The sequence below is a fragment of the Curtobacterium pusillum genome, assembly GCF_013359865.1.
Lineage (GTDB): Bacteria > Actinomycetota > Actinomycetes > Actinomycetales > Microbacteriaceae > Curtobacterium > Curtobacterium pusillum.
On record NZ_JABMCE010000061.1, the window covers coordinates 1 to 25,387 of the forward strand.

Here is a 25,387-nt window from a genome sequence, read left to right on the forward strand (position 1 = left end):
CCGTCGGCTTGTCTTGCTGCGCTACCGGACCGATTTGATCGGGAAGATCACGAGTGCCCCGAGGAGTACCGAGATCCCGGCGCCCCAGAGCATCAGCGTGTAGTTCTGACCCGTGCCGCCGACGCCGAGGAGCCAGAGTCCGACGGCCGGGGCGAGCGACTGCGGCAGGGCGTTCGCGATGTTGATGACGCCGAGGTCCTTGCCCGGGCGATCGGCGTTCGGCAGGACGTCGACGACGAGGGCCGTGTCGATGGCGGTGTAGACGCCGTAGGCGAGGCCCATGATGACCTCGGCGACGTAGAAGGTCCCGACGGAGTCGGCGTGCGCCAGGATGACCAGGCCGACCGCGGTGAGTGCGGTGGACGCCCAGACGAAGACCTTGCGACGGGCGATGCGGTCGGAGACCCAGCCGGAGACGGCAGCGGCAGCCATGAGCGCGATCGTGTAGAGGAGCACGCCGAAAGCGACGGCGGAGACGGCAGCGCCCTCCTCGAGGCCGAGGTGCTTCTGCATGTAGAGCAGGCGGTACGTCGTGAACATGAACGTGCCGAAGGTGATGAGGAAGCGACCCCACCAGGCGAAGCCGAAGTCCGGGTTCTTGATCGGGTTCGTCCAGAACGACGAGATCAGGTTGAGCCAGGTGAACTTCTTGAGCCGGTAGGTCGGCAGCTCGTCCTTCGCGACGAAGCAGTAGATCAGGATGAGGACGACCGCCAGGATGCCGGGGGCGATGAACAGCACCGGGATGTTGCCCACCAGGTACACGGCCAGGTAGATGCCGGCGAGGATCGCGACGTTCTGCGCGAGGGCGATGACGCTCGACGCCTTGCCGCGCTGGAGCTCGGGGACGTTGTCCGCGAACGACGCCGTGAGCGCCGCGAAGACGGCGTTGGCCGAGATCTGCGCGACGAGCCAGCCGATCGTCAGCTGGAGCTGGTCGGTCGCGAAGGCGAGCCAGACGAGGGACGCGAGGAAGACGACGAGGCCACCGACCATCCACGGGCGGCGACGGCCCCAGCGGGTGCGGGTGCGGTCGGACAGCGCCCCGGCGAGCGGGTTCGCGAGGAGGGCTCCGAAGGCGCCGATCGGCAGGACGGCGCCGACGACGACCTCGGGGTGCGCGGGGTTGATCTGGGAGGCCTTGAGCGACATGCTCACGAACACCGGGGTGAGCAGGGCTGCGAACAGGCCGAACTGCGCGAGGCTGAGGCCCCAGAGGTAGCCGCCCGTGACCTTCTGCGTGGCGACGGGCTGCGTGATGCCCTCTGCCGCGAGTGCTGCGGCGGCGGTGCTCTCCGGCATTGCGGTTGACGCGATGCCGCGTTCTTCGTTCGACCTCGGTGTCGACATGACTCCTCCTCGAGTCATAAGGGGCTTCGGGGCCCTTCTGAATCCCTAGTGCTGCTAGGTATGGGGGACTGTAGCACCGGAAACCTCCACGCGGAAGTTTTTGTTACGGTACTTTCTGAGCTTTCTTCGGACCGTCATGGCGGCCGGTAGGTTTGAGCCCGTGACCTCCAACGATGGAACCGGCACGCGCGGCCCCTACGCGAAAGGGGTGCAGCGACGGCAGGAGATCCTCGACCAGACGCTCGACGTCGTCGCATCACGCGGAATCGACGGCGCCTCGCTCCGGGCCATCGGTGAGACCATCGGGGTCTCGCACGCCGCACTCCGGCACTACTTCTCGTCACGGGAAGCCCTGCTCGTCGAGGTGCTGCGGGAACGCGACGCGGCATCGAACCGGGCGATCGAGGACGTGACGGGCGTCTTCACCCGCCTGTCCACCATCGCGGACCGGAACGTGCGGGAGCCGGCGCTCGTGACGCTCTACACGACGCTGCTCGGCGCCTCGGTGGAGTCCGGGAACGAGACTGCGCGGGACTTCTTCGCGGCACGGTTCGTGCGGGCACGGGCGAGCCTGGTCGCCGAACTGCGTTCCGAGCTCGGAGCGTCAGGACGGCACTCGGACTCGGAGCTCGAGCAGGTCGCGTCGCTCATCATCGCCGCGTTCGACGGGCTGCAGGTGCAGTGGTTGCTCGACCGCTCCGTCGACATCGCGGGGACGCTGCGGCTGCTGGAACGCGTCCTGTAGCGGTCGTGGGCATCGCCCCGGCGTGCATCCGGCCGTGGGGTGCTAGGTTCTCGATGATCGTGTTCCGACGTCAGGAGGTGAGACCCATGTACGAAGCATCAGCAGTGGGCGCTCCCTCGCCGTCCACGATCGCGCGGCCCCACTAGTCGCCGCACCGGGAGCGCCGAGACGCAACGCGAAAGGCAACTCCCATGCACTCACCTTCGAAGGGCCGTCGCGCCCTCGTCCTCGGCGGCGGCGGATCGACCGGCAACGCCTGGCTCATCGGTGTCGTGGCCGGCCTGTTCGACGCCGGCCTCGACGTCACGGGCGCCGACCTCACCATCGGCACCTCGGCCGGATCGACCGCTGCCGTCCAGTTCGCCGGCGCACCACCGGCGGAGCTGTACGCCCAAGCGGTCGGGACTCCCCCTGGCGCTCCCCGGCGGACCCCGCCGAACCGTCCCGTCACGAGCCATCTCGACCGCTTCCGGGCGATCATCGCCGCCTCGACCGACGCGGCCGACATGCGCCGCCGGATGGGCGCGGCGGCGCTCGAACTGGAGGCGGCCTCCGACGGCTCCTGGCCGGCACAGTGGCGGTCGACCGTCGCCACCCGGCTGCCCGTGCCCTCGTGGCCGGAACGCACCGTCGCCATCACCGCGGTCGACGCATCGACCGGGGAACCGATCGTCTTCGACCGGACGAGCGGCGTCGACGTCGTGGACGCGGTCGCGGCGAGCTGCTCGAGCAGCCTGCCGTTCCCGATCGGCGATGCCCGGTACATCGACGGCGGCTACCGGCGGAACGAGAACGCCGACCTCGCGGCGGGGTACGAGCGGGTGCTCGTGCTCTCGCCGTTCGGCGGGCGGACCATGCATCCGGCCTCCTGGGGAATGCAGCTCTCGGCACAGGTCGACGAGCTCCGCGCCGGCGGCAGTTCGGTCGAGACGGTGTTCCCGACGGCCGCGGACGAGCACGTGTTCGGTGCGGATGCCATGAACCCGTCGCTGCGCCCCGAGGCCGCTCGCGCAGGACACCGGCTCGGGACCGCGCTCGCCGGACCCCTCGGCGCGTTCTGGCGCTGAGGTCACCTTCCGAGGAGCGCGGCGAAGTGCTCCCGGAGGGTCGTGCGGCCGCGGCGCACGTCCTCCGGGAGCTCGGGTCCCGCGGCGGTGCGGCGGGTCATCTCGGCGTAGGACACGGCGGCGACGTCGGAGAACCCCATGCCGGCGAACGCCGTCTCGAGGTCGTCGAGCGGCATCGACCCGACCCGCACCGGCCGTCCGAGCAGATCGGCGAGCGCGGCCGCGACGTCGCCCGGCGTGTACCGCTCCGGCCCCTCGACGTACTGCACGCCGACGTCGTCGAGGCCCGACTGCAAACGGTCGGCGGCCGCCGCCCCGAGGTCCGCGGGGTCGACCATCGGCACCCGGAGGTCGACCGGGAGCGACGACGGCAGCATCCCGTCCGCACGCACGGCCCCGACGAGCCCGTCCCAGTTCGTCATCGCGTACGCGTGGCGGTTGATCGCCGCCGGGATGTCCTGCTCCCGCAACCCGTGCTCCAGACGCCACAGCGTGCCGAGGTCGCCGATGCGCTCCCCCGGCTGCACGCCGTACGTCGACACGGCGACGACCTTGTCGAGTCCCGAACCGTCCAGTGCACCGAGGATCGCGTCAGCGGTGCGGTGCTCCACGGCGTCGGTGTCGCTGGACACCGGTGCCGGCGGGTTCACCAGCAGCGCGCGATCGCCCGCGCGGAACGCGGCGCGCAGCGCGTCCTCGTCCCCCGCATCCGCCACGATCACGGCAGCGCCACGGTCACGCAGTGCACGCGCCGCAGCGGTGTCGCGCACCACGACCGTGACGGGCTCCCCGCGGTCGAGGAGCTCCTGGGCCGTCGCCGATCCGACGTGCCCGTTCCCGCTCATCACGACGTACATGACCCGCGAGGACAGCCGGTCGTGACGGGGCCGCCTCACGACTCGGTACCGTCGTCCTCCTCCTGGTTGAAGTGCGAGTCGTCGCCGGTGTGCCCGGCAGCGAGGCCGTCGGGCTCGTTGGGGATCGTGCCGTCCTCGCCGAGGCCGTCCGGCTTCGGGGTGCCCTCGGGGTCGTTCTTCGGTGCGGTGCCGTCGGTGTCGCTCATGGTCTGCTCCCGTGCAGTGGTCGATCCGGGACCGCCGTGGTCCCGGTGGTGACCTCGGAACGTACGTGCCCCTGCTCGGAGAACCCCGTCCGTGCACGGTCGAGCGCGCGCGTTCCGGATGACCGAGCGCCGCGGCCAGCGCCTAGGCTGGCGACGTGAACTCGGCGCGCCAGCAGTTGTCCGCGCTCGTCGGTGCCGGAGCAGCCCCGCTCGTCACCGACATGCCCGTGGCCGAGGCCTCGCGCAACGCCGCCGTCCTCATCCTGTTCGGCCCCCTCGACGCGGTCCCGAGCGACCGGCCGGCTGACGACGTCCACGTGTCGCGGGACCTCGACGTCCTGCTGCTCGCCCGTGCCACCACCCTCCGCGCACACGCCGGCGAGGTGGCGTTCCCCGGCGGCCGGGTCGACCCGGGTGACACGGACGCGGTCGCCGCCGCCCTCCGCGAAGCGCACGAGGAGACCGGACTCGACCCCGCGGGCGTGGACGTCCTCGGGACGATCGCCCCGGTGCCGCTCGCGTTCTCACGACACCTGGTCACGCCGGTGCTCGGGTGGTGGCGCGAGTCCTCGCCCGTGCGCGTCGTGGACGAGGCCGAGTCGGCCGAGGTCTTCCGCACGCCGGTCGCCGACCTGCTCGACCCTCGGCACCGGGGCGTCACCGTCGTCCACCGCGGCGGCCGGGAGTGGCGCGGGCCGGCGTTCACGATCGAGCCCGGGCCGGACGCCGGGCAGCACGTCGTCTGGGGCTTCACCGCGATGCTGCTCGACGCCCTGTTCGAGCGGCTCGGGTGGGCCGAGCCCTGGGACCGCGATCACGTGATCGCGCTCCCGGCTCGCCGCCCCTGACGTCCGACGCACGAGAGCCATCGCCTACGGTGGACTCATGGGGGAACGGGCGGACTGGTGGGACGGCCCCGGCGACGACGTCGACCTCCACCCCGAACGCTCTGTTCGCAGCCGGTCCCCCCGCGACCCCGGCACCGTCGACCTCGTCGCCACGGTCCTCCTCCTGGGGACCGCCGTCCTCGCGACCCCGGCGGCCTGGTTCGCCGTCGTGATCAGCCAGATGGCGTTCGACGCCTGTTCCGAGCCGTCGACGACGTGCGACTTCCGCACCGGCTCCGCAGTGGGCATCTGGCACCCCGTCGCGACGATTGGCGTCCTCGTCGTCGGGATCTGCTGGATGGTTGCGCGTCACCTCCGTCGCCGCAGCGGTTGGCCGGTTGCGCTCGCGACGCTCATCGGAGTGGTGGTCGTGTTCCTCGCCGCTGCAGTCACGATCCAGATCGCGAGCGGCGGCCACCTCGCGTAGCCGAGGGACCGCTCGAGACACGAGCGGGCCGGGGGAACAGGACGCTCGCACCACCCTCCCCGGCACGCGCTCGTCCGATCTCCCGACGACCGAGCCGGTGGTCGCGACAGACCCGCGCTGATCGGTGGAGACGACGCGCTGGCTTCGTCCCACTGCCCCGACGGGGCTGGTCGTGCGGCAGGGTCGAGTGAGGCGCCAGTGGCGCCTGAGTACTGACCCATTACGGGCCGCTGGGGCGGTCGATTCCGTGGTGCTGCCGGCGGTGGCGGTCGGCAGACGAGACGGACTGGAGGCGCGGTGCGGGCTGGCACCGAGCCTCCAGTCCGTCCTGATGCGGCTCACCCGCGGGTGGGACCGGTCAGCGCACCGCTCGCTGAGCGGCTGCGACGCTCCACACAGCCCTGCCACGAGCGGGACAGCGCAGATCACCACGGACGTCGCGTCGTTCATGCGACCATCGACGAGGAACACGACGTCGGACACGATCGTGATCAGTGCGGTGACCGCGGTGGGCAGGACCGCAGCCTGATGGCCGCGGCGCGATGCGGACTCGTTCTGCATCGTCGCGCGCGTCCGGACGCCGACGAAGGCGTTCCTGCCGATGACACCCGGCGCCGGCAACACAGTGAACAGCACTGTGGCCGCAGCAGCGAGGATCTCGATGACGATCACGCTCGTCTTTCCGGTCCGACAGGATGGCCCGCCGGGCGTCGCACCGCCTTCACGAGTGCGTCAGCGCGTCCGCAACCGAATCCGGATCGTCGCACTGGACGAGCACCGTTCCGTGCTGCGACGAGAACCGCACGCCCCGTCCGGCGGACAAGCACAGCGCTCGCCCACCCCGATACCGGGCGATTCCGACCCCGCCGAGCCTCCGCGGGTCGATCACCTGGACAGAAACGTCCCGAACGTCCGTCAGCGGCACACGGATCCGGAGCAATGGGACGAACCACACGGTGAGCTGCCCACGCACGATCCGAGTCGACACCCGTGCCGACATCACGATGACGCCAGCCGCGGCCCCGATCGCAGCCGCAGCGACCACGAACGCGTCGAACCCGGTGACGACGTTCCCGACGATGAGACTCAACCCGAACACGGCGACGCCAGCGCCCAGCATCCGGACCGAGAACGATGCGGGGACCACGTCGCGTACGTCGCCGCATGATCTGCGACGCTCGTTCAACTCGGTCACCTCGCCTTCGCCCTGGCGTCCCTGCAGGCACGCGCGCAGCCGCGCACTGCACGAACGACCGCCGGTGAAATACTACGGTTCACCTGTCGCTGTCACAACGGGCTTCGGGTTCGTCAGTCGCTGCGCCGCCGAGCCAGCGCCGCGACGACCGACGCGACGATCAGCAGCACGGCGAGCGCCGCGGACCCCCAGGCGATCGTCCTGGCCGCGTGCGCGAGCTCCCACTCGCGCTTGGTGGCGACGTATCCGAAGTCGCCCTCGTGCCAGGGGAACGCCGGAGCCATCGGCCACGAGAGGTGGTCGGCGAGCAGGGCGACCAGCCCCGCACCGGCCGCGAGCACGGCGAGGACGATGGCCGGAGCTTGGCGACGGAGCCGCGAGCGCACGGTCAGACGTTAGCGCCACACCGGGTGGACGCCTGACGACGGACGCCGATCTCCCGCCGGGGACGTCAGCGCTGACCAGCCTCGCTCCGGCGCGCTTCGGAGGGTGGGCCTCCGCCGGAGCCCACCGCGGACCGCTCCCGGAATGCCTCGGCCGCTGCGGTGCGGACGCGTTCGAGCAGGCCCTCGGCCGTCTCCTCCAGCCTGACGAGTCCCATCCTCCGGAGGTACGGGGTCTTTCGGTCGCTCGCCGCACGTTCGACGACCACCTCGGGCGGGAGCTCGAACTCCTCGACGTTGCGTCCCCCGGCGGCGTACGACCAGTCGACGAAGTCGAACAGCGGCCACCAGGTGAACCCCCGCACGTCGAGGCCCTGCCGGGCGAGGTCGTGGACGGTGTCGGCCGCGTCGTGCATCCATGCGGAGCGGAGGTCGTCCGAGCCCTCGATCGATGTCTCGGTCACGACCATCGGCAACCCGTACCGTGCGTCGAATCGCCGGAGCGCATCGACCAGGCCGTCGGTCCACCGGTCGTGCGCGTGCTGCACGATGCGCCCGGCGTCGGCGGTCAGCAGCCGGGGGGTCAGGTCCGGGTAGTAGTTCACCCCGAGCAGGTCGATCGTGACGGCGCCGTCGACGACCGCGTCGAGCTCGGCGTCGGTCGCGCCGTGGTCGAGGAGCCATGCGTGCGCCTCGTGGGACCGGGTGACGCGACCGAGCACGAGGTCCGTCGGGACGGTACCGAGCATCTCGAGCAACGCGGCCTCGGCCTGGCTCTCCGCGTCTGCGTCGGCGGCCTCGACGAGGGAACTCGCCTCGACGTGCACGATCACCGCCGCCGGGTTCGCCGCTCGGACGGCGTCGACGGTGCGCTGGATGCCCGCAGCGATGCCGAGCACGACCCTGGTCCAGCCGTCCCAACCGGTCAATGCCGGCGGCCACACACCGCGGAGCCCGGCGAAGGACGCGGTGGTGATCGGTTCGTTGAGCGGGGTGACGTGGTCGACCACGCCCGCGTAGCGCGCCGCGAACGCGCCGGCGAAGGACGCGATCGCCTCCGGGTAGCGCGGGTCGGCGAAGGACCCGTCGAGCCAGGTCGGGGTGCCGTAGTGGACGAGGTCGGCAATCACGGTGACGCCGCCGGCCGCCGCGTGGGCGAGCCGTTCGTCGAGCAGCGTCCAGTCGTACTGCTCCGGGCCGAGGTGCACGCGCGGCCAGTCGACGCCGTACCGCAGGGCCGTGGCGCCGAGCTCGCGGACCGTGTCGAGGTCCGTCCGCCAGGCAGTGTCGTGCCCGGTCAGCCGGTGCTCGTCGAGCGGGGACGTCGCGAAACGTGCGGGCGGGTAGACGCAGGTGTCCTCGATGCCGAGCGCCCAGGTGAAGGTCCCCGGTGCGAACGCGCCGGTCACTTCAGCCCCGACGTCGCGACCCCGGCGACGAAGTACTTCTGCGCGAAGAAGAACCCGAGGGCGATCGGTACGAGCGAGATCACTGCACCGGCGAGCAGCACCGCGTGGTCGGTGACGTGCGCCCCTCCGAACAGCGTGAGCCCGGCGGGCAGGGTCAGCATCTCGTTCGAGGTGCTCACCACGAGCGGCCAGAGCAGGTCGTTCCACAGCGCCATCCCGTTCAGCACGGCGACGGTGGCGATCGCGGGCTTCGCGAGCGGCAGGATCACCTGCCAGTAGATCCTCCAGTGTCCGGCGCCGTCGATCCGCGCCGCCTCGTCGAGCTCCGGGGGGATGTCGATGAAGAACTGCCGGAACAGGAAGATCCCGAATGCGCTGGTCGCTCGCGGGATGATGAGCCCCTGGTACGTGTTCAACCAGCCGAGGTGGAACAGCTCGACGAACACGGGGATGAGCGTCACCTGGAACGGCACCATGAGCGTCGCGATGACGAGCACGAATGCCACGTTCCGCCCGACGAACCGCATCCGGGCCAGCGCGTAGGCGCACATCGAGTCGAACAGCAGCGTCAGCACGGTCGTGACGGCGGTGAAGACGAAGGAGTTCAGCAGCAGCCGGAGGAACGGCAGCTGGGACCACACGCCCTGGTACCCGTGCAGGGTGAGGCTCGTGGGGAACAGCGACGCGGGGTGGCCGAAGAGGTCTGCCTCCGAGCGGAACGATCCGCTCACCATCCAGATGAACGGCACGAGCGCGAACACGAGCCCGATGCCGAGGTACACCCACTTCAGCACGGAGCCGGTCACGGCGACACCGCTCCGGCGTCCGGGTCGCCGTCCGCGCGGGTCACGGGACGGACGGGAGGCGCGGTTCGGCTCCGCCACGGGCGGTCGCCTGGTCAGCGCGTCAGTCGACATCGTCGTACCGGAAGAGTCGGAGCTGCAGGAGCGAGATGAGCATGATGATCACGAAGAGGACCCAGGAGATGGCCGACGCGTAGCCGGTCTGGTAGTTGACGAACCCGTCGCGGTAGAGCAGGTTCACGAGCGAGTCGGTGGCGAACACGGGGCCGCCGCCGGTCATGACGTAGACGAGGTCGAACACCTGGAACGACTGGATCGTCAGGATCATCGACGTGAAGAGCAGCGTGGGACGGATGCTCGGCAGGGTGATGCGCCAGACGGTCTGCCAGCGGCTCGCCCCGTCGAGCTCGGCCGCCTCGTACCGTTCCCCGGGCACGCCCTTGAGGCCGGCGATGAACAGGATCATCGCGAACCCGATGCTCTTCCAGACCGACACGAAGATCACGGTCGGCAGGGCGAGCGAGGTGGACTGCAGCCAGGCGACGCTCGGCAGCCCGAACAGTGCGGTGAGTCCGCCGACGAGCCCGATGTCGGGGTCGAGCAGGAACTTCCAGACCAGGCCGATCGTGACGAGCGACACGATCGTCGGGAAGAAGAACACCGAGCGGACGATGCGGTTCAGCAGGGTGTCGCGCTGCAGGAGCAGCGCGGCGACGAACCCGAGTACCACGAGCAGGACGACGGACACGATCGTGTACTCCAGCGTCACCCGGAGCGCGTTCCAGAACTGTCCGTCGTGGAACAGCCTCACGTAGTTGCCGAAGCCGACGAACGGCTGCGACGCCGCGCCGACCGTCCAGTCGAAGAACGAGTAGTACAGCGACCGGAGGATCGGGAACAGGACGAAGACGCCGAGGATCAGCAGCGACGGTGCCATGAAGAGCCAGGCCGGCTGGAACCGGCGGGCTCGGCGGCGGGTGATCCGCGCCTCCTCTCCGGAGGCGGAGGCGCGGGCCCCGTCACGCGCGCCGCGTGGCGGGGCCGACCCGGTGAGCTGGTCGGTCACTGGCTGCAACCGGTGAGGCCGTCGATGGTCTGCGCGGCTTCCTTGGTCGCCGTGGCGACGGAGGTGCCGCGGGTGATCTTGCCGATCATCGGGACGTACGCGTCGGAGTCGACCTTGGTCGCGTTCGTGACGTGCGGCAGGTAGAGGCGGGAGTCGGCGACCTGGCTGGCGAAGACCGAGACGGTGGGGTCGGCCTTGAGCTTCGCGTCGTCGGACAGGTCGGTGCGGAGCGGCGGAAAGCCGGTCTGCAGCGAGAACTTCTCCTGCGCGCTCTTCGACGTCCAGTAAGCCAGGAACTCCTGCGCCTGCTTCGGGTACTTCGTCTTCGCTGAGATCGACAGCGGTGCGATCGAGCCGAGCGTCGTCGACTTGCCGTCGACGCCGACCGGCACCTTCACGATGCCGAGGTCGATACCCGCCGACTTGTAGCCGGGGGCGGCCCACGGCCCGTTGATCTCCATCGCGGCCTTGCCGGCGGAGAACAGCGAGTCGGCCTCGGCGCCGGTGAGGCCGACCGGGCTGACCTTGTCCTTCGCGACGAGGTCACCCCACGTCGTCAGGCTCTGCTGGCCGGCGCTCGTCTGGACGGCACTGCACCCCTTGCTGGTGACGATGTCGCCGCCCTCGAGCCACTGCAGGACGGGCCACATCTGGATGGTCTGGTTGTCCGCGAGTGCGATGCCGTACTTGCCTCCGGTGGTGAGCTTCTTCGCGTCCGCCGCCATCTCCTGCACGGTCGTGGGCGGGCTCGCGATTCCGGCCTGCTCGAAGAGCTTCTTGTTGTAGTACAGGCTGAGCGTCGCGAAGTTCGCCGGGACGCCGTAGAGCTTGCCGCCGTAGGTGAACTCCTTCACGGTGCCGGGGGCGAACGCGGACGTGTTGATCTTGTCGTCGCCGCTGCCGGTCTCGGTGATCGGCAGGACCGAGTTCGTCTTGACGTACTGCGCGACCGCGTTCGGGTCGGAGCTGACCGCGGCGACGTCCGGCCCCTGCCCGGTGAGCCACGCCGAGGGGAGCTTCTGCTGGATGGTGTCCCAGGGCTGCACGGTCATGTCGACCTTGATGTCCGGGTGGGCCTTCTCGAAGTCCTTGACGATGGTGGCGTAGCCGGGGCGGTCGCCGCCGGTGAAACCGGTCCAGACCTTCAGGGTGACGGGGCCGCTCGTGTCGGCGCTGCCGCCGGCGGAACAGCCGGTCAGGACGAGCGACAGGGCGGCGGCGCCGGAGACGACCGCGAGGGTCGTGCGTGCGTGCTTCATCGGGAACGCTCCTTTGCGTTACGGGGGGTGCGCAGGTCGGTGTTCGGTGTTGATCGGTGCGCTGCGGGTGGGGTCGGTGTGGTTCAGGGTGCGGGGTGGCTTGGGTCGTCGTCGCAGCCGCAGGAACCGCGGAGGACGACGTCGACCGGCAGCTCCGTGTGCCCGTCGCCGGTCCGGCGGCCGTCGACGAGTTCGAAGAGCCGCTCGGTGGCGATGCGCCCCATCTCCTCGGCGGGCACCCGGACGGTCGTGATGCCGGGCGTGGTCACTCGGGCCAGTCCGAAGTCGTCGAAGCCGACGACGGAGACGTCCTCCGGCACGCGGATGCCCGCGCGTCGCAGCACGCGGAGACCGCCGACTGCCATGTCGTCGTTCGCGAAGACGATCGCGTCCGGGCGGTCGTCGGTTCGCTCCCGCAGCAGCTGCTCGATGGCGGCGGCCCCGGAATCCTCGGACAGGTCGCCCTCGATCACGGACGCGTCGTCGATGCCGTGCGCCGCCGCGGCCCGGAGGAACCCGTCTCGCCGGTCGATGCCCGTCTGGTGATCGAGTGTCCCCGTGACGTGCAACAGCCGGCGGCGTGCGTGCTCGGTCACGAGGTGGTCGACGAGCCGCACGGTCGCCGTGACGTCGTCGATGCCGACCGAGACCGCGTCGGCCAGGTGCGGGTAGTTGCCGATGAGCACGACCGGCAGGCCGCTCGCGACGAGCCCCTGCACGTGGTCGTCGTCGATCGCGGCACTCGTGACGATGGCACCGTCGGCCGTCCGGGACCGCATGACCCGCTCGTAGGCGACCCCACCGGACGAGGTGTCGGCGTTCGTGGACACGATCACCTGGGCGTCGTGTGCGTTCGCCGCGGTGGACATGCCGGTGAGGACGTGCATGAAGTAGAGGTGGCCGAACACGTGCGTGGACGAGTTCGGGACGATGAGCGCCACCGCGTCGGCCCGCTGGCTGCGGAGCGCACGGCCGGCCGAGCTGGGGACGTAGCCGAGTTCGGCGGCGGCCTGCTTGACGGCGGCGCGGGTGCGCTCGCTGATCCGCTCGTGTCCGGCGAGCGCCATGCTCGCGGCGGCGGAGGTCACACCGACCTTCGCGGCGACGTCCTTCAGGGTCACGGACTTCGGCACGGTCGCCTCCTCGCAGATCGGTGCTTTATCGATTAACTGGGATCATCATGCACCTGCTTAATCGATGAAGCAAGCACTTTTTCCGAGTGGGTCACGAGGCGCCCTGCAGTCGGAGAACTGCAGCGGGTGCGACCGCTCACGGTCGCGTTGTGTACAGGCACTGTACATGTACACTCAGTGTCATGCCCGTCTCATCGAAGCGACGCCTCGTCGCAGACGCCCTGCGCGACGCCATCGCCACGGGCCGCTACCGCACCGGCGACCGGCTCCCCGGCGAGCACGACCTGGCCGAACGGTTCGCCGTCAGTCGCGGCACGGTGCGGGCAGCCCTGGCCGACCTCGCCGATGAGGAGTACATCGCGACCCACGGCGGCGTCGGCTCGGTCGTCACGTTCGACGGCGCAGCCCTCGACCCCCGCGGCGGATGGGCACGATCCATCGCCGCGTCGGGGACCGAGGTGACCACCCGCGTGCTCGGCATCGCCCACCTGGACGACCCGCGCCTCCAGGCCGAGGTCGACGCGGCCACAGCGACCTTCGTCACCGTCGACCGTCTCCGCACGGTCGTCGGCGGCCGTCCAGTGTCGCTCGAACGGAGCGTGCTCCCCCGCGTCGGCCGCATCGCGGCCGCGGTCACGGAGGGTCTGGTCGACGATTCCCTCACCGCCACCATCGCAGAGTCTGGACTCGTCCCGGCGAGTGCCGAGCAGTGGATCGACGTCATCCCGCTCGGCGCCGACGACGCCCGTCTGCTCGAGCGCGCCGCCGGCACCCCGTTCCTTCGCAGTCGACGACTGTCGCGCACCGGGGACGGCAGGTTCGTGGAGCGGGTCGACAGTCTCCTCGACCCCGACCGTTTCCGCCTCCACATGCGTTTCGGGACCGCACGATGACGCTCCTCGAGGACACCACGATGCAGCGCTCCCACGCACTCGCCGCGATGACCGGACTGGCGATCGGCGACGCCCTCGGGATGCCGACGCAGTCCATGTCCCTCGCCGAGGTCCGCGCCGACCACGGACAGATCACGGGCTTCGCCGACGCGGGACCCCGCCAGCGCATCGCCGCCGGGATGCGGGCGGGCACCGTCACCGACGACACCGAGCAGGCCGTGATGGTCGCCGAGCTCCTCGTCGAGGGCGACGGGCGTCTCGACCCGACACGCTTCGCTGAGGCGCTGATCACCTGGGAGCGTGCCATGGAGGCGAAGGGCTCCCTCGACCTGCTCGGGCCGAGCACGAAGACCGCCGTGCAGCGGATCCTCGACGGCGTCCCGGCGTCCGAAGCGGGTTCGACCGGCACGACCAACGGTGCCGCGATGCGGATCGCCCCGGTCGGTGTCGCGGTGCCGTCCGACGACCTCGTCCGCCTGGTCGACGCCGTCCAGGACGCCTCCCGCGTCACGCACGACACGGGACTCGGCATCGCCGGCGCCAGCGCGGTCGCGGCCGCGGTGAGCGCCGGGATCGACGGCGCGACCCGGACGGAGGCGCTCGACGCCGCCGTCGCGGCCGCAGCGCTCGGCGCCTCCCGCGGGCACTGGGTGGCCGGGGCCGACATCGCGGCGAAGACCACCTGGGCCCGGGCGCACCTGCGCACCGTGCCCGCCGCGGACCGCATCGACACCGTCTCCCGGCTCATCGGCACGAGCGTCGCCAGCCAAGAATCGGTCGTCGCCGCGCTCGCACTCGTCGGTCTCGACCTCGACCCGTGGGAGACGCTCTGCACCGCAGCGTCGATCGGCGGCGACACCGACACGATCGCCGCGATGGCCGGCGCCGTGCTCGGCGCCGTGCACGGACCCGATGCGTGGCCGGCCGATGCCGTCACCACCGTGACGACGCGCAACCACCTCGAACTCGGCCCGCTGGTCGACGGACTGCTCGCACTCCGTCACCGGGCCTGACCCGACGCCGGGCGGTGGCGTCCCCCCACCGCCACCGCCCGGTCCCCCACCCCACTCCCCCACACCCTTCCGACGACGTAAGAGGAGCCCATGCCCGACCCCACCACCACGCTCTCCAGCGGCACATTGACGAGCATCGAACAGCGCGGCATCGAACCCGTGCCGCACGACGAGCGGAACGGCAGCCCCGGTGCGCTGTTCTGGGTCTGGTTCGCCGCGAACATCTCCATCCTCGGGCTACCGCTCGGGGCCACCCTCGTGGCGTTCCAGGGCTTGACCATCTGGCAGGCGCTCCTCGTCGCAGTGATCGGCGCCGCGGGCTCCTTCGCCGTCGTCGGCGTCATCTCGATCGCCGGCCGCCGCGGCGGCGCCCCCGGTCTGACCCTGAGCCGCGCGGTCTTCGGCGTCCGCGGGAACATCGGGCCGACCGCGGTGTCACTGCTCTCCCGCCTCGGCTGGGAGACCGTGAACACCACCACGGCCGCGTTCGTCCTGCTCTCGCTCTTCACGATCCTGTTCGGCACCGACGGCGACGCCAAGGCGAACCCGGTGCTCACGATCGTCGCGATCCTGGTGTTCGTCGCCGCGACGGTGCTCATCTCGGGACTCGGCCACGCGTTCATCGTCGCCGTCCAGAAGTGGGCGACGTGGATCTTCGGTGCACTCAACGTGTTCGTCGCGGTCTTCCTGGTGCTCCGCGTCGACTGGCACGTCGTCGGCTCGCAGCCGGCCGGCCCCGTCGCCGCGATGGCGATCGGCATCGGCACGATCGCCGCCGGCACCGGCATCGGCTGGGCGACCGCGGGCGCCGACATCGCGCGGTACACCCGCACGTCGGTGAAGGCCGGCGCGCTGGTGAGCGCCAGCGCTGCCGGCGCCGGCATCCCGCTCGTGGTGCTCGTCGGCCTCGGCGCCCTCGTGTCCGCCGGTGACCCGACGCTCGCGCAGGCCGGCGACCCGGTCGCAGCGATCCGCGACCTGCTGCCGAGCTGGATGGCGATCCCCTACCTCATCGCGGCGTTCGGCGGCCTGCTGCTCTCGAACCACCTGTCCGTGTACTCGGCGAGCCTCACGACGCTGACCCTCGGCGTCAAGGTGCCCCGGGTCTGGGCGGTCACGGTCGACGTCGTCGTCACCACCCTCGGGGCGATGTACTTCATGCTCGTCGCGGACGGCTTCTACGCGCCGTTCATCACCTTCATCTCGGTGCTCGCCGTCCCGATCACCGCCTGGCTCGGCGTCTTCATCGCCGACATGGTCCGTCGCCGCTGGTACGATCCGGTCGCGCTGCTCGACCTGCGCGCCGGCGGACGCTACTGGTACCGCGGTGGCGTGGCCTGGGGTGCCCTCGGCGCCTGGCTGGTCGCGATCGTGATCGGCTTCCTCTTCACCTCGGTGCAGGTCGGCGACGCGGACCCCGTGTTCGTCGGGGCGTTCTCGAAGACCTGGATCGGCGCGAACGGCGTCGGCTGGATCGTCACGTTCATCGTCGCCGCCGGCGTCTACCTGCTCACCGGCGGAGCCCGCGGCCAGGTCGAGAGCCCCGGCCTCGCCGAGCCTGCAGTCGAGGCCCGCGCCTGATGCCGCGGCTCGTCTCGGTCGGCAACGTCGTCGTCGACATCGTCATGCGCGTCGACGCGATCCCGGAGCCCGGTGGCGACGTCATCGCCTCCGCCTCCGAGATCACCGCCGGCGGCGGCCTCAACACGATGGTCGCCGCCGCGCGGGACGGGCTCGACGTGGCGTTCGCGGGCCAGTACGGCACCGGCCCGTTCGGCGACGTCGTCCGCGCTGCGCTCACGTCCTCCGGCGTCGAGGTGGTCCAGCCCGGCCTCGACGACGTCGACAGCGGCTACTGCGTCGCCCTCGTCGACGCGACGACGGAGCGGACCTTCGTCACGAGCGTCGGCGCCGAGGGTCGCCTCGGCCGCGCGGACCTCGACCGAATCGACCTTCGCCCCGACGACACCGTGTTCGTCTCGGGCTACGGACTCGCGCATCCGGTGAACGGCGCGGCGATCGCGGCGTGGCTGCCCGCCATCCCGTCGTCCGTCCGGGTCGTGTTCGACCCGTCGCCCCTGATCGCCACGCTCGATTCGAGGGTGCTCGCCGCCGTCATGGCGCGCACCGACGTCGTCAGTGCGAACGGACGGGAGGCGCGGCTCATGGCACCGGGAGCCGCGGGACTCTCCGACGCGGTCACCGTGATCGCCGCGAGCGCACGCGGCACGGCCCTCGCCCGGGACGGCGCAGCGGGGTGCTGGGTCGTCGAGCCCGGTGCCACCGCGACGCTCGTCCCCGGGTTCACCGTGGACGCCGTCGACTCCAACGGTGCCGGCGACGCGCACGACGGTGTGCTCGTCGCGGCGCTCTCCCGTGGGGAGTCACTGCTCGACGCTGTCCGTCGGGCGAACGCGGCGGCGGCACTGGCGGTCACGCGGCGCGGGCCGGCCACGGCGCCGAGCGCGGGCGAGACGGACGCGTTCCTGATCGAGCACGGCTACAGCGGGAGCGAAGCCGCGACACGTCGCTGAGGTCGGTTGTGCCCTCTCATCGACGGCATCTCGCGCCGGTCTGCCCGCGGACTCGTGCATCGATCCCCACGGTCGGCGGAGGCAACGTGGTACAGCAGCCTCCGTTCGGGGAGTGCCGAGCGGCCGCTGCGATCCTCCGCCACCGACCGCGTCGTTTCGTTCCGGGAAGACCGGTGGCCCCACCCATTCACATGGGCGGGGCCACAGGGCGGTGAGGCAAGCGCGACGGTCAGCGCAGCACGAACGGCGCCGCGAGCAGGTGTTCCTTCCGCGAGGACGATCCGACGAGGAGCTCGAACTCCCCTGGCTCGACTCGTCGCACGCCGGCCGCATCGACGATCGAGCACACCGACGCCGGCAGTTCGAGCCGGACCGTCTCCGCCTGTCCTGGTGCAACGTGGACCTGCAGGTGACCCTTCAGCTCCTGGTCAGCCCAGCTCACGCTCGTGACCACGTCGCGGACGTAGACCTGCACTGTCTCCAGGCTCGGCCTGCTGCCCGTGTTGCGGAGCGTCACCTCGGCGACGATGGTGTCGTCCACGGCGAGTTCCGTCCGTTCCAGGCGCACGTCGGAGTACTCGACGGTCGTGTACGACAGCCCTTCGCCGAACGCCCAAGCCGGCGTTTGAACGAGGTCGGCGTACCGGTCGCCGTGCTGCCCTCGGACCTGGTTGTAGTACGTCGGCTGCTGTCCGGCGTGCCGAGCGAACGAGATCGGGAGTCGGCCGGAAGGCTCAACCCGTCCGGCCAGGAGCTCCGCGAGCGCCTGCCCTCCGAGCATGCCGGGATTCGCGGCCCACACCACCGCGGCCGCGCGGGAAACCGATCGTGGCAGTACGAGCGGCTTCGACGCGAGCAGCACCACGACGACGGGCTTCCCCGTCGCGATGACCGCGTCGAGGAGCGCGTTCTGCCCGCCGATCAGCTCCAGCGTGGCCGTCGAGCGACCCTCGCCGACGAGTTCGATCCGGTCGCCGACGACCGCGACGACGACGTCCGAGGCCTCAGCGATGTCGACGGCCTCGTCGAGAAGCGGTTGGTCCGGGGGGCGCGGCACGACGACGCGGGGGCGTGGCTGACCGTCCTCGAACAGCGGGCCGCGCGGGTCGTCCTGCAGCGTCAGGATGTCCGCACCCCGGGCGTGCTGCACTGACCAGCCGTCGACCGCTCGGAGCCCGTCGAGCACCGTGCTGATCATGTCCCGCGGCTGTCCGTCGAGCCATCCGGCTTGCCCGGATCCGCCGGCCCAGTCACCGAGTTGGGTCTGGGCGTCGTCCGCGAGCGGGCCGACGACGCCCACACGGAGCGGGGCCGACTCGTCGAGCGGCAGGGTGCCGTCGTTCTCGAGCAGCACGATCGACCGACGCGCAACCTCGAGGTTGAGCGCGGCATGCTGCTCCGTGCCGACGACGGCGTCGAGGTCGGCGAGCGGCAGCCGGGGGTCCTCGAACAGGCCGAGGTCGAACTTCAACGTGAGGATGCGTGCAACGGCGGCATCGAATGCGTCCTCATCGAGGAGCCCTCGCGTGACTGCTTCGAGCGCCCCTTCGAAGAACAGCGGGGTGGTCATCACCATGTCGTTGCCGGCGCGAACTGCGGCAGCAGCTGCGTGCACATGGTCGGGTTGCACCCGCTGCTCCCACACCATCCGGCCGACGTTGTCCCAGTCGGTGATGAGGGTGCCGGTGTACCCCCACTCGCCGCGGAGGACGTCGCTGAGCAGCCAGTCGTTGACGGTGATCGGTACACCATCGGTGCTCTGGTAGCCGAGCATGAACGTCCGGCATCCCTCCCGGGCGACCCGCTCGAACGGCGGCAGGAACCAGCTGCGGAGCTTCCGACGAGAGATGTCCGCTTCGCTGGCGTCACGGCCGCCTTGGGTCTCCGAGTAGCCGGCGAAGTGTTTCGCCGTCGCGAGGATCGCGGTCGGGTCGGCCAGTCCCGCGCCCTGGTAGCCACGGACCATCGCGCTCGCGAGCTCCCCGATCAGGTACGGGTCCTCGCCGAAGGTCTCGCTGATGCGCCCCCACCGCAGATCGCGGGCGATGCACAGCACCGGGGAGAACGTCCAGTGCACTCCGGTTGCGGCGACTTCCTCCGCGGTCGCGCGAGCGACCCGCTCGAGGAGCCCGGCGTCCCAACTCGCGGCCATACCGAGCTGGGTCGGGTAGATGGTCGCACCTGGCCAGAAGGAGTGCCCGTGGATGCAGTCTTCACCGACGAGCAGCGGGATCTGCAGCCGAGTCTCGGCGGTGAGCCGGTTCGCCTCGACGATGCGTTCCGGCGACGTGTGCAGAACGGATCCGACGTGACGACGGAGCACATGGTCACGGAGATCGTCGCGGGCGTCGAGTTGGAGCATCTGCCCGACTTTTTCCTCGACGGTCATCCGTCCGAGGAGGTCGTCGACGCGTTCCGCGGTCGGCAGGGATGCGTCACGGTAGGGCAGCGCCGGCGTCGTGGTTGGAAGTGTGGAGGTCATGCGTCGTTTCCCTTGGCTGTGGAGCTGACACCGGGGACCGCCCGCACCTGCGTGACAGCAGCATGGACGTTCATGCCCTTCCTCTTCATCAGACGGGCGCGTTCGCCTGCCGATCGGAGGCGCGGGTTGACGTATTCGTCGATGCCGAAGTTGATGAGCGACAGTGCCACGCCGAGCAGCGCGATGCAGAGGCCGGCGGGGACGTACCACCACCAGTAGTCGGGGAATGCGTTGTTCTGCTGAGCCCAGAACAGGATGGTCCCCCAGTTGAGGTTGGAGACCGGGATCACGCCGATGAAGGCGAGCGTCGTGAGGCCGAGCACGGCGGCGGTCATGGTGCCGACGAAGCTGGACGCGATGATCGCCATGAGGTTCGGCAGCATCTCGACCAGGATGATGCGGTGCAGCGGCTCACCGTTCGCTCGTGCGGCCTGGATGAAGTCCCGGTTCCGGAGCGACATCGTCTGCGCGCGGAGCACTCGGGCGCCCCACGCCCAGCCGGTGAATCCGAGTACGGCGGCGATGATCCAGAGCGGCGGGTCCTGGAACTGCGAGGCGACGATGATCATCAGCGGCAGGCCGGGGATGACGAGGAACACGTTCGACAGTGCGGACAGCGATTCGCTCTTCCAACCTCGCAGGTACCCGGCGGTGACGCCGACGGCGATCGCGACGACCGTCGCCATGATGGTGGCGAGGAAGCCGACGACGAGTACGCCGCGGGTGCCGTAGACCAGCTGGCTGAACACGTCCTGCCCGATGTGGGTGGTGCCGAGCAGGTGCTGGAAGGACGGTGGCTGCAGGGTCGCGTTGAGGTTCTGCGCGTTCGGGTCGGTCGGCGCGATCAGCGGAGCGAAGATCGCGACGAGGATGAACACTCCGAGGATGATCAGACCGGTCGCGGACTTCGGATTGCTGAACATCGCCAGCGACGCGCGGAGCTGCGACAGGAAGGTCCGCTCACCATGCGTTGCGCGGTCCCCCGGTCCATCGGTCAGGACCGCGGCGGTCTCGGGGGCCCCTGCACCGACAGGCTGGATGATGACGGGGGTCTTCTCGGCGGGTTTGGTCATGATCAGGCCTCCGTCTGGCGGGTGCGGGGATCGAGGATGGCGTACGCGATGTCGGCGATGACGTTCGCGACGAGGACGGCGAGCACCAGGACGAGGAAGATGCCCTGCATCAGCGCGTAGTCCTTGGCGTTCGTGGCGTTGAGGAGCAGCAGACCGATGCCGGGGTAGGAGAAGACCATCTCCATCACCAGGGTGCCGCCGACGATGAACCCGATCGCGAGCGCGAAGCTCTGGATCTGCGGGAGCACCGCGTTGCGCGCGGCGTACTTCCAGAGCACCCAACGGTTGGGCATGCCCTTCGCCTGCGCGACCGTGATGTAGTCCTCGTCGAGCACGGTGAGCATCATGTTGCGCATCCCGAGGACCCAGCCGCCGAGCGACACGATGACGATGGTGATGACAGGCAGGACCGCGTGGGAGACCACTTGTCCGATGAAGTCGCCGTTCCAGCCTGGTTCCACCCCGATCTCGTATGCGTGGCCGGCGGGGAACCAACCGAAAGCGGTGGAGAACACCGCGATGAAGATGAGCCCGAGCCAGAAGTAAGGCACCGTCCCGAGGAACGTCGTCACGGGAACGAAGGCGTCGAGGCGGCTGCCGCGTCGCCACCCGATGACGGCGCCGAGGGCGGTACCGACGAGGAACGAGATGATCGTTGCAACGCCGACCAAGCCGAGGGTCCACGGCAGAGCTGAAGCGATTGCGTCTCCCACCGGAGCGAGACCGGTGGAGAGTGAGATGCCGAGGTTGCCGTGGAGGAGCATGTTCCAGTAGTTCAGGTACTGCTCCCAGAGCGGAACCGACTTGTCGAGGCCGAAGAGCGCACGGAGCGCCTTTTCCGCCTCCGGCGTGATCTGCCCCTGGCTCCGGGCCATGAAGGCCTGCACCGCGTCGCCCTTGAGCATGCGCGGCAGGAAGAAGTTCAGGGTGATGGCCGCCCACAACGTGAAGGCGTAGAACAGCACTCGGCCACCGATGAACCGCCACGGAACACGACTCCGCTGTCCGTCCGCTTTCGCGGCGGTGGTCCCGACGAGGGTGGGGTCGACCGGCGCCTGTTCGACGGGGGTCTGGACGTCTGCGCTCACAGCGCACCTCCTGCGTTCTGCGCCGCGAGCTCCGAGAAGTGCTTCTCCGGGTCCGGCGATGCGGCGCGCAGTTCGCGCGTGTACGGGTCCTTCGGGTTCAAGATGACTTCGTCTGCTGGGCCGCGTTCGACGACCCGGCCCTGGTTGAGGACCATGATCTCGTCGCTGAAGTGGCGTGCTGTGGCGAGGTCGTGCGTGATGTACAGGACGCCCAGCCCTTCCTCGCGCTGGAGTTCGGAGAGCAGCCCGAGGACACCGAGACGTATGGAGACGTCGAGCATCGACACCGGCTCGTCGGCAACGAGCAACGCCGGTCGTGAGGCAAGCGCTCGGGCAATCGCGACGCGTTGTCGCTGGCCCCCGGAGAGTTCGTGGGGTCGGCGGTCGATGACGGCGTCAGCGTCGAGCCGGACACGTTCGAGCAGGCGCCGCACTTCAGCGTCGACGTCGGCGGACGGCACGACATGGTCGAGCCGGAGGGGACGCTCGACGTGATGTCGGATCGAGTGGTACGGGTTGAGCGAGGCAAACGGATCCTGGAACACCATCCGCAGCTGCTGTCGGTACTTGCGTAGCCCCTTGCCGAACGTCGGGATCGGCTTGCCGTCGAGGAGCACGGTGCCGCTGGTGGGTCGTTCGAGCTGCGTGAGGATCTTCGCGATGGTCGACTTGCCGCTACCGGACTGCCCGACCAGACCGATGGTCTGATGGGACGCGAGGGCGAAGCTGACGTCGTCCAATGCCTTCAGCTGCCCGGAGCCCCGGACGTTGTAGACCTTGGTGACGTTTCTGAACTCGAGGGTCGTCATCGTGCAACCACCCCTTTCTGACCGGTGAGGCGCGGGAAGGAGGCGAGAAGCCTCTGGGTGTACTCGTGCTGCGGGCGGTTCCAGATCTGCTCTGCGGTGGCGAGTTCGACGATTTCGCCCTCGCGCATGATCGCGATGCGGTCGCTGATCTCCAGGAGCAGGGGGAGGTCGTGGGTGATGAAGACGACCGAGAACCCGAACTCATGGCGGAGCTGGGAGATCTGACGGAGGATCTCGCGCTGGACGAGCACGTCGAGCGCGGTCGTCGGTTCGTCCATGACCATCAGCTGGGGCCGAAGCGCCAGCGCCATCGCGATCATGACGCGCTGGCGCATGCCGCCGGAGAGTTCGTGGGGGTACGAGCGCCTGCGCTGTCCGCCGACCTTCACGATCTCGAGCAGCTCGACGGTGGCGCGGCGTCGCTCGGCGCGGCTCAGATCCGGCCGGTGCACCTCGAACACGTCCTCGAGCTGCGACCCGATGGTGGCAACCGGGTTGAGTGCGTTCATCGCGCCCTGGAACACCATCGAGATCTTGTCCCAGCGGAATCGCCGCATCCGCTCGACGTCGAGGGTGTTGAGGTCGACGTCAGTGCCGTCCTTGTCGTGGAAGGTCACGTTGCCGCTGGTGATGACGGCCGGCGGACGGAGCAGGCGCTGGACGCCGTAGGCGAGTGTGGTCTTCCCGCAGCCGCTCTCACCGGCGAGCCCGACGATCTCACCGCGACCGATTTCGAGGTTCACGTTCTTCACCGCCTGCACGGGCGGGTCCACGTCGTACACGACGGAGAAATCGCGCACGGAAAGGAGTGTTTCTGTCATGGTCTTGTCGCTTTCCTGCTGAACAGTGAGGGGCGGCACCGAGATGCTCGGCGCCGCCCCGAGAGGACGTGAGTGCTACTTCACGGGCTTCAGCTGCATCAGCACCTGCACTGCCCAGGGCTGCGTCGGGTCGGCCGTCGCGTACTGGTTGCTTTCGCTCGGCCAGCCGGTGAACTTCCGGGTGTTGTACTCACCGAGCTGCGGGTGCGTACCGATCGGGATGGCCGGCACGTCATCGACGAAGATCGTCTGGATCTGGTCGAGCAGCGACTTGCGGGTGGCCTCGTCGGAGGCGGCGGCGTACTCCTTGAGGAGCTTGGTCGCTTCGGGGTTGTTGTACCGACCGAAGTTGTCCGCCACCTGCCCGCCGGACTCCTGCTCGAGGTAGGCGCCGTTCATCGTGTCGTCGTAGATGTGCCACGGGTTCGATCCGGAGCCGGTCCAGTGCAGCGCCGCGTCGAAGTTTCCGGTTGCGATGTTCGAAGTCCAGGTGTCCGCGTCCGGAGTCGCGACCTTCACGTCAGCACCGAGGGTCTTCTTGACCTGCGTGGCGATGAGCTGGATACCGGTGACGTAGTCGTTCCAGCCCTGCGGGTTCTGCAGGGTAAAGGAGACCGCCTTACCGGACGGGTCCATCAGGGCGCCGCCCTTCCAGGTGTATCCGGCGTCCGTCAGCACCTTCTTGGCACCCGCGACGTCGATCGTGAACTCGGAGTCCTTGTACTTGTCGGCGATGTACTGGTCACCGGTCGGCTGCGGGATGCCCGTGACGTTCTTGAGCTCGGGACCGGCGTTGCTGCGGGCTTTCTCGGCCTGCGCCTTGCGGTCGACCACCATGTTGACGGCCTTGCGGAACGCGACGTTGTCGAACGGCGCCTTCGTGGTGTTGACGGTGATCATGTCCGGGCTGAGGATGTTCGCGCCCCAGAAGACGTTGTGCTCTTTGTCCTTGGCGACGTAGTTCTTCTTGTAGTCGGTGATGAAGATCTGCGCCCAGTCGGTCTCACCGTTCTGCAGGCCACGGAGCAGGCCGGTGTTGTCGTTGTACTCGAGGTACTTCAACTGCGCAACCGGGACCTTCCCGCCCCAGTAGTCGGTGCGGGCCTTCAGCACGACGCCCTGCGACGAGAAGGTCGAGATCGTGTACGGGCCGGTTCCGACGGCGTCCTTGACGGCGTCCTTGGTCGGGTCCTTGATGTTCTTCCACTGGTGTTCCGGAACGATCTGCACCTGGAGGACGTCGCCCTGCTTCACGAACTTCGACTCGGTGAACTTCAGCACGACGTTGCCCCCGTCCTTCGCAACGCTGGCGAGCTTCAGGCCTGCCAGGTCGAGCGCCGGGTTGTTCTTGATGAGGTTGTAGGTGAAGACGATGTCGTCCGCTGTGAAGGGCTTCCCGTCGCTCCACTTCACACCTGACCGCGGGGTCACGGTCAGCTGCGTGAAGTCCTTGTTCCACTGCACCTTGGACGCCAGCCACGGGGTGGTCTCGTTCTTGCCGACCGGGTTCACCATCGCGAGCGGTTCGAAGATCATGCGGTTGTAGCCGAGGGACTGCCCGGAGCCCGTGCTGATGAACGGATTGTTGATCTGCGTCGCGAGCACGGCCGAGCCGTCGGGCTTCGCGATGGTGAGCGACGAGTTGGCTGAACCGTTCGAGCCGCCCTGCCCGCCGCCGGCACAACCAGTGAGCGCCAACGCACCCAGGGCGAGAACGGCGGTCGCCGCTATCAGGTGTTTCTTGAGCATCTTCGCTTCTTCCGTGGGAACGACATTGTTTCCGCAACCTGTCGAGCAGGTGACTGGCCCAGACGGTAACCTACTTACTGACCAGAAAGCAAGCGGCTTACTGACCGGACAGCAGGCGATGCGATCGTGGTAACTTCA

24 protein-coding genes are annotated in these 25,387 nt (G+C 69.5%); 9 read left to right on the top strand and 15 right to left on the bottom strand.

The genetic code is table 11. From position 1 onward, the window contains the following. Window positions 1-21 precede the first annotated feature (21 nt). Window positions 22-1,302, bottom strand: coding sequence for an MFS transporter (locus tag HP507_RS04970; protein ID WP_254700942.1), 1,281 nt, complete (start codon window positions 1,300-1,302; stop codon window positions 22-24). Between the two features lie 208 nt (window positions 1,303-1,510). On the opposite strand from HP507_RS04970, the gene HP507_RS04975 reads away from it, so the two are divergent. Together HP507_RS04975 and HP507_RS04980 are read left to right on the top strand one after the other, a co-directional pair. Then, entirely contained in the window at window positions 1,511-2,095 is a 585-nt protein-coding gene (locus tag HP507_RS04975; protein WP_271207276.1) for a TetR/AcrR family transcriptional regulator, read from the top strand. A 191-nt stretch (window positions 2,096-2,286) separates the two neighbouring features. Next, window positions 2,287-3,162 (top strand): patatin-like phospholipase family protein, encoded by an 876-nt coding sequence (locus HP507_RS04980; protein WP_175350749.1) that lies wholly within the window; start codon window positions 2,287-2,289, stop codon window positions 3,160-3,162. 2 nt (window positions 3,163-3,164) lie between these two features. On the opposite strand, the gene HP507_RS04985 is transcribed toward HP507_RS04980, so the two are convergent. Further along, window positions 3,165-4,058: an NAD(P)H-binding protein gene (locus HP507_RS04985; protein WP_217508505.1), complete on the bottom strand. Its 894-nt coding sequence runs from the start codon at window positions 4,056-4,058 to the stop codon at window positions 3,165-3,167. Next, window positions 4,055-4,225 (bottom strand): hypothetical protein, encoded by a 171-nt coding sequence (locus HP507_RS04990; RefSeq protein ID WP_175350750.1) that lies wholly within the window; start codon window positions 4,223-4,225, stop codon window positions 4,055-4,057. Before HP507_RS04990 ends, HP507_RS04985 begins: the two co-directional genes overlap by 4 nt. Window positions 4,226-4,380: 155 nt before the next feature. Here HP507_RS04990 and HP507_RS04995 point away from each other — a divergent pair, with 155 nt between their 5' ends. From HP507_RS04995 to HP507_RS05005, 3 genes are all read left to right on the top strand, one after another. Then, window positions 4,381-5,073 (top strand): NUDIX hydrolase, encoded by a 693-nt coding sequence (locus HP507_RS04995; protein WP_376985373.1) that lies wholly within the window; start codon window positions 4,381-4,383, stop codon window positions 5,071-5,073. A gap of 37 nt (window positions 5,074-5,110) precedes the next feature. Beyond that, window positions 5,111-5,539 carry a hypothetical protein gene (locus HP507_RS05000; protein WP_175350751.1) on the top strand — a complete coding sequence of 143 codons (429 nt, stop codon included), beginning with the start codon at window positions 5,111-5,113 and terminating at the stop codon, window positions 5,537-5,539. A gap of 661 nt (window positions 5,540-6,200) precedes the next feature. Beyond that, the gene (locus HP507_RS05005) at window positions 6,201-6,707 is read left to right on the top strand and encodes a hypothetical protein (RefSeq protein ID WP_175350752.1); all 507 of its coding nucleotides are present in this window, start codon (window positions 6,201-6,203) and stop codon (window positions 6,705-6,707) included. Between the two features lie 140 nt (window positions 6,708-6,847). Here HP507_RS05005 and HP507_RS05010 read toward each other — a convergent pair whose 3' ends face one another. The 6 genes from HP507_RS05010 to HP507_RS05035 form a co-directional block, all read right to left on the bottom strand. Beyond that, complete coding sequence (locus tag HP507_RS05010; RefSeq protein WP_175350753.1) at window positions 6,848-7,120, bottom strand: hypothetical protein; 273 nt, start codon at window positions 7,118-7,120, stop codon at window positions 6,848-6,850. 65 nt (window positions 7,121-7,185) lie between these two features. Continuing rightward, window positions 7,186-8,526, bottom strand: coding sequence for a family 1 glycosylhydrolase (locus tag HP507_RS05015; protein ID WP_175350754.1), 1,341 nt, complete (start codon window positions 8,524-8,526; stop codon window positions 7,186-7,188). Further along, window positions 8,523-9,332, bottom strand: a complete 810-nt coding sequence (locus HP507_RS05020) for a carbohydrate ABC transporter permease (protein WP_217508506.1) — start codon at window positions 9,330-9,332, stop codon at window positions 8,523-8,525. The genes HP507_RS05015 and HP507_RS05020 overlap by 4 nt, the downstream gene beginning before the upstream one ends. Window positions 9,333-9,432: 100 nt before the next feature. Further along, window positions 9,433-10,395: a carbohydrate ABC transporter permease gene (locus HP507_RS05025; protein ID WP_217508507.1), complete on the bottom strand. Its 963-nt coding sequence runs from the start codon at window positions 10,393-10,395 to the stop codon at window positions 9,433-9,435. Beyond that, a complete protein-coding gene (locus HP507_RS05030; protein ID WP_175350755.1) occupies window positions 10,392-11,654 on the bottom strand; it encodes a sugar ABC transporter substrate-binding protein in 1,263 nt (420 codons plus the stop codon). Before HP507_RS05030 ends, HP507_RS05025 begins: the two co-directional genes overlap by 4 nt. Before the next feature lie 83 nt (window positions 11,655-11,737). Then, window positions 11,738-12,787: a LacI family DNA-binding transcriptional regulator gene (locus HP507_RS05035; RefSeq protein WP_175350756.1), complete on the bottom strand. Its 1,050-nt coding sequence runs from the start codon at window positions 12,785-12,787 to the stop codon at window positions 11,738-11,740. A gap of 182 nt (window positions 12,788-12,969) precedes the next feature. On the opposite strand from HP507_RS05035, the gene HP507_RS05040 reads away from it, so the two are divergent. From HP507_RS05040 to HP507_RS05055, 4 genes are all read left to right on the top strand, one after another. After that, a complete protein-coding gene (locus tag HP507_RS05040; protein WP_175350757.1) occupies window positions 12,970-13,680 on the top strand; it encodes a GntR family transcriptional regulator in 711 nt (236 codons plus the stop codon). Then, window positions 13,677-14,693, top strand: a complete 1,017-nt coding sequence (locus tag HP507_RS05045; protein ID WP_217508508.1) for an ADP-ribosylglycohydrolase family protein — start codon at window positions 13,677-13,679, stop codon at window positions 14,691-14,693. Before HP507_RS05040 ends, HP507_RS05045 begins: the two co-directional genes overlap by 4 nt. A gap of 90 nt (window positions 14,694-14,783) precedes the next feature. Further along, on the top strand, window positions 14,784-16,274 hold the full coding sequence (locus HP507_RS05050; protein ID WP_175350758.1) for a purine-cytosine permease family protein: 1,491 nt from the start codon (window positions 14,784-14,786) through the stop codon (window positions 16,272-16,274). Continuing rightward, window positions 16,274-17,227, top strand: a complete 954-nt coding sequence (locus tag HP507_RS05055) for a PfkB family carbohydrate kinase (RefSeq protein ID WP_175350759.1) — start codon at window positions 16,274-16,276, stop codon at window positions 17,225-17,227. Before HP507_RS05050 ends, HP507_RS05055 begins: the two co-directional genes overlap by 1 nt. Window positions 17,228-17,456: 229 nt before the next feature. Here the strand turns inward: HP507_RS05055 and HP507_RS05060 are convergent, their stop codons facing one another. The 6 genes from HP507_RS05060 to HP507_RS05085 all read right to left on the bottom strand — a co-directional run bounded on the left by HP507_RS05060 (window position 17,457) and on the right by HP507_RS05085 (window position 25,249). Next, window positions 17,457-19,709 (bottom strand): exo-beta-d-1,3/1,6-glucosidase, encoded by a 2,253-nt coding sequence (locus tag HP507_RS05060; RefSeq protein ID WP_175350760.1) that lies wholly within the window; start codon window positions 19,707-19,709, stop codon window positions 17,457-17,459. Continuing rightward, window positions 19,706-20,782 carry an ABC transporter permease gene (locus tag HP507_RS05065; RefSeq protein ID WP_175350761.1) on the bottom strand — a complete coding sequence of 359 codons (1,077 nt, stop codon included), beginning with the start codon at window positions 20,780-20,782 and terminating at the stop codon, window positions 19,706-19,708. Before HP507_RS05065 ends, HP507_RS05060 begins: the two co-directional genes overlap by 4 nt. Before the next feature lie 2 nt (window positions 20,783-20,784). Next, a complete protein-coding gene (locus tag HP507_RS05070) occupies window positions 20,785-21,870 on the bottom strand; it encodes an ABC transporter permease (protein WP_175350762.1) in 1,086 nt (361 codons plus the stop codon). Then, window positions 21,867-22,679, bottom strand: a complete 813-nt coding sequence (locus tag HP507_RS05075; RefSeq protein WP_175350763.1) for an ABC transporter ATP-binding protein — start codon at window positions 22,677-22,679, stop codon at window positions 21,867-21,869. Before HP507_RS05075 ends, HP507_RS05070 begins: the two co-directional genes overlap by 4 nt. Beyond that, a complete protein-coding gene (locus tag HP507_RS05080; RefSeq protein ID WP_175350764.1) occupies window positions 22,676-23,500 on the bottom strand; it encodes an ABC transporter ATP-binding protein in 825 nt (274 codons plus the stop codon). Before HP507_RS05080 ends, HP507_RS05075 begins: the two co-directional genes overlap by 4 nt. Window positions 23,501-23,575: 75 nt before the next feature. Further along, entirely contained in the window at window positions 23,576-25,249 is a 1,674-nt protein-coding gene (locus tag HP507_RS05085; protein ID WP_175350765.1) for an ABC transporter substrate-binding protein, read from the bottom strand. Window positions 25,250-25,387 lie beyond the last annotated feature (138 nt).

Bases quoted from the DNA above. Each gene is read 5' to 3' on its own strand.
- HP507_RS04970 (WP_254700942.1), bottom strand. From the start codon at position 1,302: ATGCCGGAGAGCACCGCCGCCGCAGCACTCGCGGCAGAGGGCATCACG.
- HP507_RS04980 (WP_175350749.1), top strand. From the start codon at position 2,287: ATGCACTCACCTTCGAAGGGCCGTCGCGCCCTCGTCCTCGGCGGCGGC.
- HP507_RS04990 (WP_175350750.1), bottom strand. From the start codon at position 4,225: ATGAGCGACACCGACGGCACCGCACCGAAGAACGACCCCGAGGGCACC.
- HP507_RS05000 (WP_175350751.1), top strand. From the start codon at position 5,111: ATGGGGGAACGGGCGGACTGGTGGGACGGCCCCGGCGACGACGTCGAC.
- HP507_RS05005 (WP_175350752.1), top strand. From the start codon at position 6,201: ATGACGATCACGCTCGTCTTTCCGGTCCGACAGGATGGCCCGCCGGGC.
- HP507_RS05030 (WP_175350755.1), bottom strand. From the start codon at position 11,654: ATGAAGCACGCACGCACGACCCTCGCGGTCGTCTCCGGCGCCGCCGCC.
- HP507_RS05040 (WP_175350757.1), top strand. From the start codon at position 12,970: ATGCCCGTCTCATCGAAGCGACGCCTCGTCGCAGACGCCCTGCGCGAC.
- HP507_RS05045 (WP_217508508.1), top strand. From the start codon at position 13,677: ATGACGCTCCTCGAGGACACCACGATGCAGCGCTCCCACGCACTCGCC.
- HP507_RS05050 (WP_175350758.1), top strand. From the start codon at position 14,784: ATGCCCGACCCCACCACCACGCTCTCCAGCGGCACATTGACGAGCATC.
- HP507_RS05055 (WP_175350759.1), top strand. From the start codon at position 16,274: ATGCCGCGGCTCGTCTCGGTCGGCAACGTCGTCGTCGACATCGTCATG.
- HP507_RS05060 (WP_175350760.1), bottom strand. From the start codon at position 19,709: ATGACCTCCACACTTCCAACCACGACGCCGGCGCTGCCCTACCGTGAC.
- HP507_RS05065 (WP_175350761.1), bottom strand. From the start codon at position 20,782: ATGACCAAACCCGCCGAGAAGACCCCCGTCATCATCCAGCCTGTCGGT.
- HP507_RS05075 (WP_175350763.1), bottom strand. From the start codon at position 22,679: ATGACGACCCTCGAGTTCAGAAACGTCACCAAGGTCTACAACGTCCGG.
- HP507_RS05080 (WP_175350764.1), bottom strand. From the start codon at position 23,500: ATGACAGAAACACTCCTTTCCGTGCGCGATTTCTCCGTCGTGTACGAC.
- HP507_RS05085 (WP_175350765.1), bottom strand. From the start codon at position 25,249: ATGCTCAAGAAACACCTGATAGCGGCGACCGCCGTTCTCGCCCTGGGT.